General features: G+C 72.5%; 11 protein-coding genes and 1 pseudogene. 6 read left to right on the top strand and 6 right to left on the bottom strand.

Annotation, left to right across the window (positions count from 1 at the left end):
• Nucleotides 1-11 precede the first annotated feature (11 nt).
• From AVW11_RS08410 to AVW11_RS08385, 6 genes are all read left to right on the top strand, one after another.
• Nucleotides 12-1,391, top strand: coding sequence for an aspartate aminotransferase family protein (locus AVW11_RS08410; protein WP_030845874.1), 1,380 nt, complete (start codon nucleotides 12-14; stop codon nucleotides 1,389-1,391).
• Nucleotides 1,388-2,206 (top strand): homoserine O-acetyltransferase/O-succinyltransferase family protein, encoded by an 819-nt coding sequence (locus AVW11_RS08405; protein ID WP_076043667.1) that lies wholly within the window; start codon nucleotides 1,388-1,390, stop codon nucleotides 2,204-2,206. Before AVW11_RS08410 ends, AVW11_RS08405 begins: the two co-directional genes overlap by 4 nt.
• A gap of 56 nt (nucleotides 2,207-2,262) precedes the next feature.
• Nucleotides 2,263-3,477 (top strand): aspartate kinase, encoded by a 1,215-nt coding sequence (locus AVW11_RS08400; RefSeq protein ID WP_143568823.1) that lies wholly within the window; start codon nucleotides 2,263-2,265, stop codon nucleotides 3,475-3,477.
• Between the two features lie 21 nt (nucleotides 3,478-3,498).
• The gene (locus AVW11_RS08395; protein ID WP_060177016.1) at nucleotides 3,499-4,800 is read left to right on the top strand and encodes an MFS transporter; all 1,302 of its coding nucleotides are present in this window, start codon (nucleotides 3,499-3,501) and stop codon (nucleotides 4,798-4,800) included.
• A gap of 74 nt (nucleotides 4,801-4,874) precedes the next feature.
• On the top strand, nucleotides 4,875-8,960 hold the full coding sequence (locus AVW11_RS08390; RefSeq protein ID WP_076043665.1) for a non-ribosomal peptide synthetase: 4,086 nt from the start codon (nucleotides 4,875-4,877) through the stop codon (nucleotides 8,958-8,960).
• A 186-nt stretch (nucleotides 8,961-9,146) separates the two neighbouring features.
• Nucleotides 9,147-10,031 (top strand): helix-turn-helix domain-containing protein, encoded by an 885-nt coding sequence (locus AVW11_RS08385; RefSeq protein WP_076043664.1) that lies wholly within the window; start codon nucleotides 9,147-9,149, stop codon nucleotides 10,029-10,031.
• Between the two features lie 36 nt (nucleotides 10,032-10,067).
• Here the strand turns inward: AVW11_RS08385 and AVW11_RS08380 are convergent, their stop codons facing one another.
• The 6 genes and pseudogenes from AVW11_RS08380 to AVW11_RS39215 all read right to left on the bottom strand — a co-directional run.
• Complete coding sequence (locus tag AVW11_RS08380) at nucleotides 10,068-10,400, bottom strand: hypothetical protein (RefSeq protein WP_076043663.1); 333 nt, start codon at nucleotides 10,398-10,400, stop codon at nucleotides 10,068-10,070.
• Entirely contained in the window at nucleotides 10,397-10,909 is a 513-nt protein-coding gene (locus AVW11_RS08375) for a hypothetical protein (protein WP_076043662.1), read from the bottom strand. Before AVW11_RS08375 ends, AVW11_RS08380 begins: the two co-directional genes overlap by 4 nt.
• A complete protein-coding gene (locus tag AVW11_RS08370) occupies nucleotides 10,906-12,129 on the bottom strand; it encodes an ABC transporter permease (RefSeq protein ID WP_076043661.1) in 1,224 nt (407 codons plus the stop codon). The genes AVW11_RS08375 and AVW11_RS08370 overlap by 4 nt, the downstream gene beginning before the upstream one ends.
• Nucleotides 12,126-13,010: an ABC transporter ATP-binding protein gene (locus AVW11_RS08365; protein ID WP_076043660.1), complete on the bottom strand. Its 885-nt coding sequence runs from the start codon at nucleotides 13,008-13,010 to the stop codon at nucleotides 12,126-12,128. The genes AVW11_RS08370 and AVW11_RS08365 overlap by 4 nt, the downstream gene beginning before the upstream one ends.
• Nucleotides 13,003-13,581 carry a methyltransferase gene (locus tag AVW11_RS39220; RefSeq protein ID WP_076043659.1) on the bottom strand — a complete coding sequence of 193 codons (579 nt, stop codon included), beginning with the start codon at nucleotides 13,579-13,581 and terminating at the stop codon, nucleotides 13,003-13,005. The genes AVW11_RS08365 and AVW11_RS39220 overlap by 8 nt, the downstream gene beginning before the upstream one ends.
• Nucleotides 13,472-14,014, bottom strand: a pseudogene (locus AVW11_RS39215) (methyltransferase family protein); the annotation flags it as partial. The gene AVW11_RS39220 and the pseudogene AVW11_RS39215, both read right to left, overlap by 110 nt.
• Nucleotides 14,015-14,208 lie beyond the last annotated feature (194 nt).

Below are 14,208 nucleotides of genomic sequence, written 5' to 3'. Positions count from 1 at the left end.
GAAGGACGATCATGCAGACCCTTGATGCGGCCTCCCCGAAACCGTCGCTCGACCTCGCCCGGCCCGGTCCCAACGGGCGCGTGCTCCTCGACAGCCAGGCCGCCACCGAGTCCAACGCCCGCACCTACCCGCGCCGGATCCCGGTCGCGATCGCCGAGGCGTCCGGTTCGTACATCACCGACCTCGACGGCCGCCGCTACATCGACTTCCTCTCGGGCGCGGGCGTCCTCGCCCTGGGCCACAACCATCCCGAGCTGGTCGCCGCCGTCACCGAGCAGCTGCCCAAGCTGACGCACGGCCTCGACTTCCCGACTCCGGTGCGCGAGGAGTTCAAGCGCCGCCAGATCGCGATGCTGCCCGAGCACATGCGCGACGACGTCAAGATGCACTTCTGCGGCCCCACCGGCTCCGACGCCGTCGAGGCCGCGATCAAGCTGTGCAAGAAGGCCACCGGCCGCGGCCAGGTCGTCGTCTTCCAGGGCGCCTACCACGGCTCCACCCAGGGGGCCATGTCCCTCACCTCGGAGCACGCGCCGAAGGCCGGTCTGCACAACCTGCTGCCGGGCATCCACTTCACCCCGTACTCCTACTGCCACCGCTGCCCGATCGGCCTCGCCCCGGGCGCCTGCACCACCAACTGCGCCGAGGTCCTGGTCAACACGCTGACCGACACCCACGGCGGGGTGCAGCTGCCGGCCGCGATCATCATGGAGCTGGTCCAGGGCGAGGGCGGGGCCATCCCGGCCCGCCGCGAGTTCGTCCACCGGGTCGCGGACACCGCCCGCGAACTCGGCATCCCGCTGATCGTCGACGAGGTCCAGACCGGCTGCGGCCGCACCGGCACCTGGTTCGCCTTCGAGCAGTACGGCATCACCCCGGACGTCGTCGTGGCCTCCAAGGGCCTCTCCGGCATGGGCCTGCCCGTCGCCGCGATCCTGTACCGCAAGCACCTGGACACCTGGTCGCCGGGCAGCCACATCGGCACCTTCCGCGGCAACAACCTGGCCTTCGCCAGCGCCAACGCCTTCCTGGACGTCGTCGAGCGCGAGGACCTGCTCGGGCACGTCCGCGTCATCGGCGAGCACCTCCTCGGCGAACTGAAGCGGATCGGCGACAGCCCGCTCGTCTCCGACGTGCGCGGCCTGGGCCTGATGCTCGGCATGGAGATGGCCGGCACCGGGGCGGTCGACGCGACCGCGGTCGCGGCCAGGTTCCAGCAGGAGGCCCTGGGCCGCGGACTCATCGTCGAGCTCGGTGGCCGCGGCGACAGCGTCGTACGGCTGCTGCCGCCCCTGAACGTCACCCGTGAGGTCGCCGACGACGCCGTGGCGATCCTGCGCGACTCACTCGCCGCCCTGGAGGCGGAACTCGCCGCGGAGGACAGCCGATGAGCACGCTCGTGTCCGGAGGAACCGGACGCCCGCCGCGGATCGGCATCGTCAACCTGATGCCGAACGCGGAGCAGTACGAGAACTGGCTCATGCCGCAGCTCGCCCTGTCGGGACCGTTCGAACTGCAGTGGATACGGATCTCCTCCCGCCGCTACCACCTGGACGACCCCGCCCGCATCGCCGCGACCTACCGCACCTACAAGGAGGCCACCGCGGACGCACCGCTGGACGGCCTGATCGTCAGCGGCGCCGCGGTGGAGCACCTCCCCTTCGAGGAGGTGCGGTTCATGGACGAGCTCAACGACATGGTCCAGGACGTCCACGCGCAGGGCTCCCCGCTGCTGGGCCTGTGCTGGGGTGCGATGGGCGTGGGCCACCTGGTCTACGGCCTGCCCAAGGACATCTACAGCGCCAAGATCTCCGGCATGTACGAGACGGAGCTGCTGGCGCAGGACGGCCCCATCGCCTCCTCCCTCGACGACCGCTTCTGGTCGACGCACAGCCGCTTCGCCGGCTTCGACGACAAGGCGCTGGACGCCAGCACCACGGTCCGCGCCCTGGCCCGGGCCGACGGCGCGGGCACGGTGATCGCCGAGTCCTACGACCACTCCGTGCTCATGCACACCGGCCACCCCGAGTACTACGGCTCGCGCCTGGCGGAGGAGTACCGCAGGGACGTGGGCCAGCAGGTGGCCGGGGTCAAGGCACCGGTCGGCGTGGACCTCGACCGGCCGCTGCGGCTGTGGCGCAGCCACAGCCTGGCGTTCTTCGCGAGCTGGGTCCGACTGGTCGGCGACCAGTCGGCCGCGCGCTAGAGGACGGGGGGGGACCTGTGTCCGCAACACACCCGAACGGGCGCGCACTGCGGCCGGTGGTATGGAAGTTCGGCGGCTCCTCGGTGGGCGACATGGACCGGCTGCGCCGGGTCGCCCAGCGGCTGGTGGAGGCCAGGCGCGCGGGGGCGGACGTCGTCGCGGTCCTGTCCGCGATGTCGGACACCACCGACGACCTGCTGGAGATGGCGAACGTCCTCACGGCGCAACCCGACGCCCGGGAGCTGGACGCGCTCCTCGCGGTCGGCGAATCCATGTCGTGCGCGCTCGCCGCGATCGCCGTGCACGAGCTCGGCGAGCGCGCCGTCTCCCTCAACGGCCGCCAGGCCGGAGTGCTGACCGACACCGCGCACGGCAACGCCCGTATGCAGTCGATCGACCCCGGGCGGATCGTGGCCGCCCTCGAAGAGGGGCTGATCGTCCTGGTCACCGGCTACCAGGGCGTCACCGACGACGGTGACGTCACCACCCTGGGCCGCGGCGGATCGGACGCCTCGGCGATCGCCGTGGCGGCCGCGCTCGGCCTGCCCGAGTGCGACATCTGGACCGACGTCCCGGGGGTCTTCACCGCCGACCCCCGGGTGGTCCCCGACGCAAGGCGCCTGGACCGGCTCGGCCACGAGGAGATGCTCCAACTGGCCGAGGCGGGCGCCCAGGTGATGCAGCCGCGGGCGGTCGAGCTCGCGGCGGCGCACGGCGTCGCCATCCACGTCCGGTCCTCGTTCACCGGCGAGCCGGGGACGTGGATCACCGAAGCCAGGGAGGAGAACGACATGTTCGAGACCGCCAGGATCATCGGCGTCGCCCACCGCCGGCACGACCCGCTCTACCAGGTCGACAGCCTGACGCCGGCGCAGGTCTCGGCCGCGCTCGCCGGGCACGGCCTGCCGGTCGGATCCATCATCGGCAGCCCGGGAGAGCTCCGGTTCACCTCGCCCGGCGCCGAACCGCAGGCGGTCATCGCCGCCCTCGGCGACATCGGCGCCACCGTCAGGGTCCACGACGAGGAGCTCGGCAGCGTGAGCGTGGCCGGAGACGCCTGCGGCAACCGGTCCGAGGTCACCCTGCAGATCCTGGAGTCCCTGGAGCGCACGGGCATCAGACCGGTGCTGGTCACCAGCACCCCCAGCCGGGTCTCCTGCCACGTCGCCTCCGGTGCGGTCGACGAGGCCGCCCGGGTCCTGCACCGCGCCTTCAACCTGCACACCGACGCTGCCGCCCCGCAGCCCGTCGGCGCGGGACTGGCCAACTGAGAGACGGAGAGGGGCGGGAGCATGACCACCACGCAGGGGCGTGAGGACACCGCGGGCCGACGCGGCGTCCTCGCCAACCGGGACTTCGTCAAACTCTGGAGCGGGCAGACGGTCTCCCTCGTCGGCTCGCAGGTGACCGACATCGCGCTGCCGCTGGCAGCGGTCATCACCCTGAACGCCAGCGCGTTCCAGATCGGCCTGCTCAACGTCGCCAGGTTCGCCCCGTACGTACTGGTGACCCTGCTGGCCGGAGTCTGGTTCGACCGGCGGCGCAGACGGCCGACCCTGATCGCCGCGGACGCGGTCCGGGTCCTGCTGATCGGCGCGCTGCCGCTCGCGCACCTGCTCGGCGTGCTCTCGCTCCCCTGGCTGTACGCCGTCGGATTCCTGGCCGGCGTGGCGACGGTCCTCTTCGATGTGGGGATCCTCTCCTACATCCCGGGGCTCGTCGACAAGGACGACCTGGCGGACGCCAACAGCAAGATGACGGCCAGCTACTCCGTGGCCGGCATCGCCGGCCCCGGGCTGGCCGGCTTCCTGGTCGGCGCGCTGACCGCACCCGTCGCGCTGACCGTGGGCGCCGCCACCTACCTGGCCTCGGCCGTGGCCCTGTGGTGGATCCGCCGCCCCGAGGCCGAACCGGAGCGGCCCGCCGAGCCGAAGTCGGTACGCGCCGACATCGTCGAGGGCCTGCGCACCGTGGTCGGCAGCCGGATCCTGCGCCACCTGGCGACACAGTCGGCCGTGTTCAACCTGTTCGAGAACGTCATGACGACCGTCTTCCTGGTCTACGCGGTGCGGACACTGGGAATGACCCCGTTCCAGCTCGGCCTGGTCGTCGGCGCCGGCTCGGTCGGCGCACTGCTGGGCGCGACGTTCTCCGGGCGCATCAGCAAGCGCATGGGCTTCGGCCCGGCGCTGCGCCTGGTCACCCTGCTGGCCTGCCTGTCGCCGCTGGTCCTGCTCGTGCCCGGCGACACGGGCCCCGTCTCCCTGACGATCCTGGGCACGACGCTCGCCGTGCACGGCTTCCACCTGGCCGTCTTCAACGTCAACTCGCTGACGTTGCGCCAGACCGTCACCCCGGCCCGCCTGCTGGGGCGGATGAACGCCAGCTACCGGCTCATCCTCTACGGCACGATCCCGCTCGGCGCACTGCTGGCCGGCTCGCTCGCCTCCCTGTTCGGGCTGCGCGCCGCCCTCGCCGTCGGCGTCGCGGGCATCGCCCTGCCGGCCGTGTGGATCGCCTTCTCGCCCGTGTACCGGCTGCGCGAGATGCCACAGGGTCCCGTCGAGGCGGACCAGCCCCAGACCGTCGCCTGAGTCACGCGCGGCCAAGTCGTGACCGTGCACCTGACGCTGCCCCATCCACTGTTCGAAAGAAGGACCAACCAGTCATGTTGACCGATTCCCAGCGGGCCGCGCTGACCGCCAGGCTGCGTCGCACGGCCCCCCCGATCTCCTCGATCCCCCGCCGCTCGCCCGCGCTGCAGGACCTGCCCCTCTCGTACGGACAGGAGCAGCTCTGGTTCATCGACCAGCTGGCGCCCGGGGAATCCACCTACACCATCGCCGGCGCGGTCCGGATGGCCGGCGCCCTCGACCGCCCGGCCCTCGGCGCGGCCCTGGACTCCCTCGTCGCCCGCCACGAAGCCCTCCGCACCCGCCTGGTCACCGTGGACGGCGCCCCCGTCCAGGTGGTCGACCCGGCCGGCCCGGTCGAGCTGGCCTTCCTGGACCAGCGGTCCGTCGCCTCGGACGAGGTCGAGCAGCACTGGCGCGCTGCCGCCCAGAAGGAGACGGCCCGCCCGTTCGAGCTGGAGCGCGGCCCCCTGTTCCGGGCGCACCTGCAGCAGCTGGCCGACGAGGACCACGTCCTGCTGATAACCGTCCACCACACCGTCTTCGACGGCTCCTCCTTCCCCGTGCTGCTGGCGGAGCTGGCCGAGTCGTACGCAGCCGCCGTCACCGGCACGGCCGCGCAGCTGCCCGAGCTGCCGGTCCAGTTCGCCGACTTCGCCGTCTGGGAGCGCGACCGGCTGCAGGGCGAGACGCTGAAGGAGCTCACCGAGTACTGGAGCGAGAACCTCCAGGGGGCGCCCGTCCTCCAGCTGCCGACCGACCGGCCCCGCCCCCTCGTCCAGACCTACCAGGGCACCACGGAGTCCCGGGACCTCGGCGACAAGATCCTCACCCGGCTCACCACCCTGGGCCGGGACGAGGGCGCGACCCTGTTCATGACCCTGATGGCCGCCTACCACGTCCTGCTCCACCGCTACAGCGGCCAGGACGACATCGTGGTCGGCACCGTCAGCGCCAACCGCAGCCGCCCCGAGCTGCAGCCGGTGATCGGCTACCTGATCAACACCCTGCCGGTCCGCGTCGACGTCTCCGGCGACCCGACCTTCCGCGAGGTCCTGGAGCGCACCAAGGCCGCCACCCTCGGCGCCTTCGGCCACCAGGACCTGCCCTTCGCGAAGATCGTGGAGGCCGCCAAGGCCCCCCGCGACCCCTCGCGCTCCCCGGTGTTCCAGGTCGGCTTCATGCTCTCCGACGACCAGAAGCGCGACCTCCGGCCGGCCGGCATGACCTGGGCCTCCGAGGAACTCCCCGCCGAGGCCGCCAAGTTCGACCTGCTCGTCTCCGCCGTCGAGAGCGGCGGCCGGCTGGGGCTGAACCTCAGCTACGCCACCGCCCTGTACGACGCGGCCACCGCGCAGCGCCTGCTGGGCCACTTCGAGACGCTGCTCGACGGCGTCGTGAACGACCCCGACGCCCGCATCTCGCAGCTGCCGATCATGACCGAGGCGGAGCTGCACCAGGAACTCGTCACCTGGAACAGCGACAAGGCCGACTTCCCCGACTGGAACCTGCACCAGGCCTTCGAGGCCAAGGTCGCGGCGCACCCCGACGTCATGGCCGTCGAACTCGACGGCGAGGGCCTGACCTACGCCCAGCTCGACGCCCGCGCCAACCAGGTCGCCCGGCGGCTGCGCGAGCTCGGCGTCGGCCCGGAGTCCCTCGTCGGCGTCAGCATGCAGCGCACCGTGCGCCGTATCGTCGGCCTCATGGGCATCCTCAAGGCCGGCGGCGGCTACGTGCCGCTGGACCCGGAGTACCCGGCCGACCGCCTCGCCTTCATGGTCGAGGACGCGAAGATGACCGTGGTCCTGACCGACGAGGCCAGCGCGTCCGCGGTGCCGACCGACGACGTCACCGTCCTGGACCTGGACCGGTCCTGGACCGAGCTCACCGCGCTGGACGACAGCCCCGTCGAGGCCACGGCGAGCCCCTCGGACGTCGCCTACGTCATCTACACCTCGGGCTCCACCGGCCGCCCCAAGGGCGTGGTCGTCGAGCACCGCAACGCCGTCAACTTCTGCTACGCCGAGATCGAGTTCTGGCCGCTCGGCCCGGGCGACCGGATCCTGCAGTTCGCCTCGCTCAACTTCGACGTGTCCGTCCTGGACATCTTCGGCGCGCTGCTGTCCGGCTCCACCCTGGTCCTCGGCAGCACGCAGACCCTGCTCTCCCCGCCGCGGCTGGCCGACCTGATCCGCGGCGAGGGCATCACCTTCATGTGCCTGCCCCCGGCCGTGCTGAACCTCCTCGCGGAGGAGGAGTTCCCCAGCCTGCGCGTGGTCATCGCCGGCGGCGAGGCCTTCTCCTCCGAACTGGTCCGCAACTGGGCGCGCCCCGGCATGCGCTTCATCAACGGCTACGGCCCGACCGAGACCACGGTCGGCTCGACGATGGCCCGGTGCCAGGACGACGGCATCGACCCGCCGCCGATCGGCCTGCCCCTGACGAACTACACGGCCTACGTGCTGGACAAGCACCTCAACCCCGTACCGGTCGGCGTCGCGGGCGAACTCCACATCGGCGGTGCCAGCGTCACCCGCGGCTACCTCGGCCGGCCCGAGCTGACCGCCGAGCGCTTCATCACGGACCCGTTCAGCGAGGTCCCCGACGCCCGCATGTACAAGACGGGCGACCTGGCCCGCCGCCTGCCGGACGGCAACCTCCAGTACCTCGGCCGCCTCGACCACCAGGTCAAGATCCGCGGCCTGCGGGTGGAGCTCGGCGAGATCGAAGCCGTACTGGCCGCCCACCCCTCCGTCGCCCAGGCCATCATCATCGTCGGCGAGGACCAGGCCGGCCAGAAGAACCTCATCGGCTACGCGCGGACCAACCCCGACGCGCCGGCCGTCACCACCGCCGACCTGCGCGCACACCTCGGCGAGGCGCTGCCCGCGTTCATGGTCCCCGCCCACCTGGTCATCCTCGACACCTTCCCGCTCAACGCGAACGGCAAGGTCGACCGCGCCGCCCTGCCCGCGCCGGACGGCGCCGGGGACGCGGGCGACTACGTCGCCCCGCGCACCATCCTGGAGACGGTCCTCGCCGACATGGTCTCCGACATCCTCAAGCTGCCGCGGGTGGGCATCGAGGACAACTTCTTCGAGATGGGCGGCAACTCCCTGCAGGCGATGCAGGTCATCACCCGCCTGCGCAAGGACCTCGGGGTCGACACGGACGTGACCGCGATCTTCCTGGCCCCCACGCCCGCCCGGCTCGCCGCGACCCTGGTCGCCAAGCACGGCCTCGAGGACGCCCCCCTGGACGAGCTGGAGGGCCTCGACGAGACGGACGGCGCCGCCGCACCGGCCCTCGGCACCGGCCCCGCCCCCTCCGGCTCGGACACGGTCGTGCCGCTGTCGGAGAAGACCGACGGCGACCCGCTGTTCCTCATCCACGCCGTCGGCGGCACCGTCTACCCGTACTTCGGGCTGATGCAGGAACTCCAGGACCGCTACCGGGTGCTCGGCGTGCAGGCCGCGGGCCTGCGGGCCGGCAGCGAGCCGAGGAAGGACCTGGCGGAGATGGCCGACGCGTACACCGCGGCCGTCCGCGAGGCCCAGCCGTCGGGCCCGTACCGCCTGGCCGGCTGGTCGATGGGCGGCCTGCTCGCCCTCCAGGTCGCCCGCCGCCTGGAGGCCTCCGGCGAAGAGGTGGCCTTGGTCGGCCTGCTGGACACCCCCTTCACCGCGGACGACGTCTCCGGTGTGAGCGAGCAGGCCTTCGCCGCGCAGTTCGTCCTGGACGGCGCCCGGGCCCTCGGCCCCGACGCGGGCGAACTGCCCGACCCCGAGACGACGCCGGTGGCCGAGCAGCTGCGCTGGTTCGGCGAGAAGCTGACCGGCGGATCGGGTGACTCCGAGGAGGTCCAGGAGGACATCAACCGCAGGTTCCAGGTGTTCAAGGCGCACATCACCCTGATCGGCGGACACCGCCCGGAGCCCGTGGCAGCCCCCGTCGTGGTGGTCTCGGCCGAGCAGTCCCCCGACCTGTCGGCGCTCTGGACCGCGCTCCTCGGAGCCGGCACCCGGACCGTCCGCGTCCCCGGCGACCACTACACCTTCCTGCGCGCCCCCGGCGTCCAGCAGGCCGCCAAGGCACTCCTCGGCACGGCCGAGCACTGACACGGGCCGGTCGGTGTGCGGCGCCCTCACCCGCCGCACACCGGCCGACGCCCCACACCGCACCGCCGAACCACGAAACCCCAGGCCGGAAGGTTCCGGCCTGGGGTTTCCACACGTTCGCGGACGACCTGGCCGACTCCGGGGCCGTGGCGTGACTGTGACGACACCGAGGCCGTGGAATCCGTGTTGAACACGCTCGTGGCCCTGGGCATGGCCACCGCCGACGGGGCGGAGGTCTACCGGCCGGTCGCGCCGAGCACGGTGGTGGCCCGGCTCGTCGAGCGGCGGCTCAAAGCCCTCCACGAAGAAATGCGGCACGTCTCGGAGACCCGGGACCTGCTCGAATCCCTGCTGCGCGAACAGGAATTCGAGAACGCCGGCCCGTACGGCGACACCCAGACCGACGCGCCGCTCATCGAACGGCTCGAAGGCCTGCTCAAAGTCAGGGAGAAACTCGACGAGCTGTCGTTCTTCTGCCGGACCGAACTGCTCGCCACCCAGCCGGGCGGCCCCATGACGAAGGACAACATCGCCGCCGCCCGGCCGCTCACCGAGCAGCTCCTGCGGCGCGGGGTCGCGATGCGCACGATCGTGGAGAGCGGCGCCGTCGCCGATCTGGCCACCGCCGCCTACCTGCAGGAACTCACCGCCAAGGGGGTACGGATCCGGGTCGTGGAACGGACCGCCGAACGGCTGCTGATCTTCGACCGGCAGACCGCACTGGCGCCCATCGACCCGAACGACTCGACGCTGGGCGCGGTGGCCGTCCGCGAGCCGGGCCTCGTCGGCGGCATGATCTCGCTCTTCGACCGGATCTGGGCCGAGAGCCGCGAGCTCGACGAGGTCGTCGGCAGCCCTGCGGAGGGCGAGGGCCCCGAAGGGGGACTGTCCGAGCTGGAAAGGCAGATCCTGGCCACCATGCAGATGGTCGACAAGGACGAGATCGGCGCGCGCGAGGTCGGCGTCTCCGTCCGCACCTACCGCAAGTACGTGGCCGCGCTCATGGGCCGGCTGGACGCGGCCAACCGCTTCCAGGCGGCGCTGCTGGCCCGCGACCGCGGCTGGATCTGACCAGCCGGTCCCACGGGGCCGAGGCCCCCGGCCGCGTCAGCGGCCCGGGGTGTCCTCGGGGTCGAGCAGCCACTCCCAGCCGACCAGCCCCGGGTCCTGCCACAGCCTCCGCAGCTCCTCGGTGACGGCCTCGGCGGCCGTCGCCCCCGGCAGGACGACCGCCAGCGAGAAGCCGACGGCGAAGAACTGCACCGTTCCACGCCATCCCGACGGCAGCAGGGACGACACCCGCACCGCCGTGGTCTCCGGCGCCCCGGGCCGCTCGTGGGCCGGCGCGGACGCCGCCGCCGGGGACGGCATCACCAGGACGCGCAGGAAGGTCAGCGCACCGGTGTCCCGCGGCGCGGGCTCGTGCGGGCCGTCGTTCATACCGCCCGCCCGCCCGGCAGGGCCCGCGCCGCCTCGTCCGTGTTCGCCATGTCAGCCGTCTCCGTCAGGTCCGCCGCGTCCGTCCGCACGACCAGGGCCGTCAGCGGGCGCTCCGCGACCATCCGTACGGCTGCTCGGGAGACATCGGCGAGCGGGGCCTCGCGCAGCGCCCGGGGCAGGCGCATGAGCCAGGTCGCGTCGTGCCCGTAGGCGGCGGTCTGACAGAGCATGTCCGCAAGGGTCTCCTGCGTGTCGAACACGCGTCCGGTGCCGATCATCAGCAGGGCGGCCCGGGTGAGTCCCTGGCCCTGCTGGACCTGCTGGACCAGCTCGGCGACGACCAGCGGCAGTGCGAGGGTGGCGGCGGCGGAGACCGCCGCGAGCAGGGCGATCACGGCCATCTGGAGCCGGTTGCCGGGCCGGAACAGCTCGCGCAGGATGCGCAGTTCGCCGTCCCAGGAGTCGGCGGCGCGCTCGGCGGCCGCCTCGGTCTCGGTGGTGGCGGTCACGACATTCCCCCCAGTCGGGCGTTGCGCAGGGCGGTCCGGGCCTTGACGATGCCGCCGTGCTGGAGCAGGCCGCCGATGTAGATCCGGCCGCCGACGCGCAGCAGCGCGGCGATCGAGGCGAGCAGCAGGACGGCGGCCAGGGCGACCTCCCACCACGGCACGTTCTCGCTCGCCATCCTGACCGGCATGACGGCCGAGGACAGGCCCGGCACCAGGGAGAACAGCCGGGTGAGGGTGTCGCTGATCCCGGTGAAGGGCGCCAGCGCGGCCATCAGGCTGAGGGTCTGGAGCATGCTGACCGGGCCGGCCGCGTGCTGGAGGTCCTCGGCCCGGGAGGCCAGGGCCCCCGCGACGGCCCACAGGGCGGCGAAGCCCAGGAAGCCGGGGATGAACCAGAGCACCACGGACACGCTGGTGCCGATCGCGTCGGCCGGCGCGTCCACCAGGTCGGCGGCGACGGCGACCGTGACGCCGCCCGCCGCCATGGCGCTGATCTGCACGAACGCCACGAGCCCGATGCCGAGCACCTTGCCCGCCAGCAGCTGCCAGGCGTGCACCTTGGCCAGCAGCACCTCCACGATGCGGCTGGACTTCTCCTCCAGGACGCCCTGGGCGATGCCCTGGCCGAACATGAAGGTCAGGAAGAACAGGGCCATCACGCCGATCGCGGCGGTCATGGTCGGCTCGGTCCTGCGGTCCGCGTCCGGGTCGAGCGCGGACACGGTCAGCGGCTGTACGGCCAGGGCCCGCGCGATGGCGGCGTCGGTCAGTCCGCCGTCCCGCAGCCGTTCGGTGGTCTGTGCCGTGCGGTGGGCCTCGTACAGCGGGCCGGCCAGCGGCTCGGGGAGCTTCTCGCGGACCAGGACCCGGCCCTCGCCGACCAGCGCGGCGTCGGCCTTCTCCGCCCGTACGGCGGCCTCCGCGGCCGCCTCGTTCTCGTAGGAGACGACCTCCACGCCGCGCGCGCCACCGTCGCCGGATGCCCCGGCGGTCTGCGCGCGCAGCGATTCGGTCAGGTCCCGGTGTTCACCGACGACGGCGAGGACCGGGCGGTCCGCGGCGCCGGTGAAGACCTTCTGCAGCCCGAGGGCACCGCAGAACACCAGGATCATCATGACGAGGGAGGCCCACAGCTCCTTGCGCTGGAACTGCGTGACGATCTCGCGCCAGGCGACGAGGCCGACGAGGGTGAGCGGCCCGTGCGGGGTGTTCCGGTTCATGCTGTCACCGCCTCGCGGAAGATTTCGGTCAGGGACGATTCGCGCCAGGCGAAGTGGACGATGTCGCCGTGGGTCTGGGCGGCCGAGAGGATCTCCCGTACGGGGACCTGCTCCTCGACCTCCAGCGTGTAGCGGTTGTGGCGCGCCTCGACGACGCGGGTGCCCGCAACGGCCGACGCCCACCCGGCCGGAGCGCCCTCCAGGGCGATCTCCAGGCGACGGGTGGTTCTGCCGCGCAGTTCCTCCACCGTCCCCTCGGCGACCAGGGCGCCGTCGCGGACGATGCCCACCCGGTCGCACAGCCGCTCCACCAGGTCGAGCTGGTGGCTGGAGAAGACGACGGGGACGCCGTCGCGGGTGAACTCGGTCAGCGCCTGCGCCATCGCGTCGGAGGCGACCGGGTCAAGGCCGGAGAACGGCTCGTCCAGGATCAGCACACCCGGGCGGTGGATCAGGGCGGCGATCAGCTCCTTCTGCTGATTGCCCAGCGACAGCTTGTCCAGCACGTCCTTGGGGCCCATCTTGACCCCGAGGCGCTCGATCCACTCGTCGGCCCGGGCCTTGGCCTCGCGGGCGCCCATGCCGCTGAGCCGGGCGAAGTAGACGAGCTGGTCGCGGGGGCGCATCTTGCCGTACAGGCCCCGCTCCTCGGGCATGTAGCCGATGAGGCGGCGGCCGGCGCTGTCGACGGGGCGGCCCTCGAAGCGGACCTCACCGGTGTCGGCGGCCAGCATGCCGAGCGCGATGCGCATGGCGGTGGTCTTGCCGGCGCCGTTGGCTCCGCAGAACCCGTACAGCTCACCGGGGCGGACCTGGAAGGACAGTCCGCGCAGGACCTTCTTGTCGCCGAACCCCTTGGTGAGAGCGTCGAACTCAAGCACCGGCCACCTCCGGGACGCGGTCCCCGGCGACGGCCGGGGAGAACTCGACGACGGACCGCACCGGGGTGACCGGACCCTGCCAGGTCGGGGTGAGACCGGCCCGGCCGGCCAGGTCCTTGACGGCCTCGACGGTCCGGGCGGGGACCGGGACGGTGGCGGCGACGCGCAGCGCGGTGTCGGCGGCGGCCAGGCCCGTACCCGTCTCGGGCAGGTTGATCTCGGCGAGGAGGACCCGCCCGTCGGGGCCGGCGGCCTCGGCGACGCGGCGCAGGATGGCCACGGACTTCTCGTCGCTCCAGTCGGCGAGGATCCCCGACAGCAGGTAGACGTCGTGTCCCTTGGGCAGTTCCTCGAAGAAGCTGGCGGCGACGGCGGTGCCGCGGTCGGCCAGGCCCCGCCTCCTCGATGCGCCGGGCGGCGATCCCCGCGACGTTGGGCAGGTCGATGACGGTGCCCCGCAGGTGCGGGTGGGCGCGCAGCAGCTCGATGAGCAGGGTGCCGTTGTTGCCGCCGACGTCGGCGACGTTGCGGACCGTCGACCAGTCGTACCCGCGGATGGCCGCGTCGGCATCCCAGCCGGCCTCGGTCGGCCCCTCGGCCTCCAGGGCTCTGACGTAGACCGGGTCGGTGTTGATCTCGTCCCAGTAGTCGCGGCCGAACACGGCGGCGTGGGAGGCCTCGCCGGTTCGCACGGTGTGCAGCAGGCCCACCAGTCCGAGGGAGACCCGGCCGAACAGGCCCTCCATGCTGAGGTACTGGGCGAGGCTCGGCTCGTTGGTGCGCAGCAGGGGGCGGGAGAGGTCGGTGAGGGCGTGGACGCCGTCGGCGTCGACCGTGAACAGCCCCAGTTCCACGAGGTAGCGCAGGAGCTTCGCGAACACCTCGGGGTGCGCGCCGGCCCGTTCGGCCGGCGTCGCGGCGGTGCCGCCTCCTTCAGCCACCAGGTCGGCGATGCCGAGGGTGGCGGCCACGCGGACGGCGTTGGGCTTGAGGAGGTCGGACATGTCGAGGAGGGTCTGGGTGTGTGCGCTGCTGTCGGTCATTCGCCTGGGCTTCCCGTTGTGGAGGTGAGGGGTTCGATGGGCACGGGGCCCGGAAGTGGGGCGGGCACGGTGCCCGGAAGTCAGGTGCGGGCGCGGGGGCCCGGGGCGGGTGGGGGACCGTGAGGCCCCGGGGGGGCGGCGGGTGCCCGGAGTCG

The organism is Streptomyces amritsarensis (genome assembly GCF_001953875.1).
Lineage (GTDB): Bacteria > Actinomycetota > Actinomycetes > Streptomycetales > Streptomycetaceae > Streptomyces > Streptomyces amritsarensis.
This window is presented reverse-complemented; position numbering and strand designations above follow the sequence as displayed.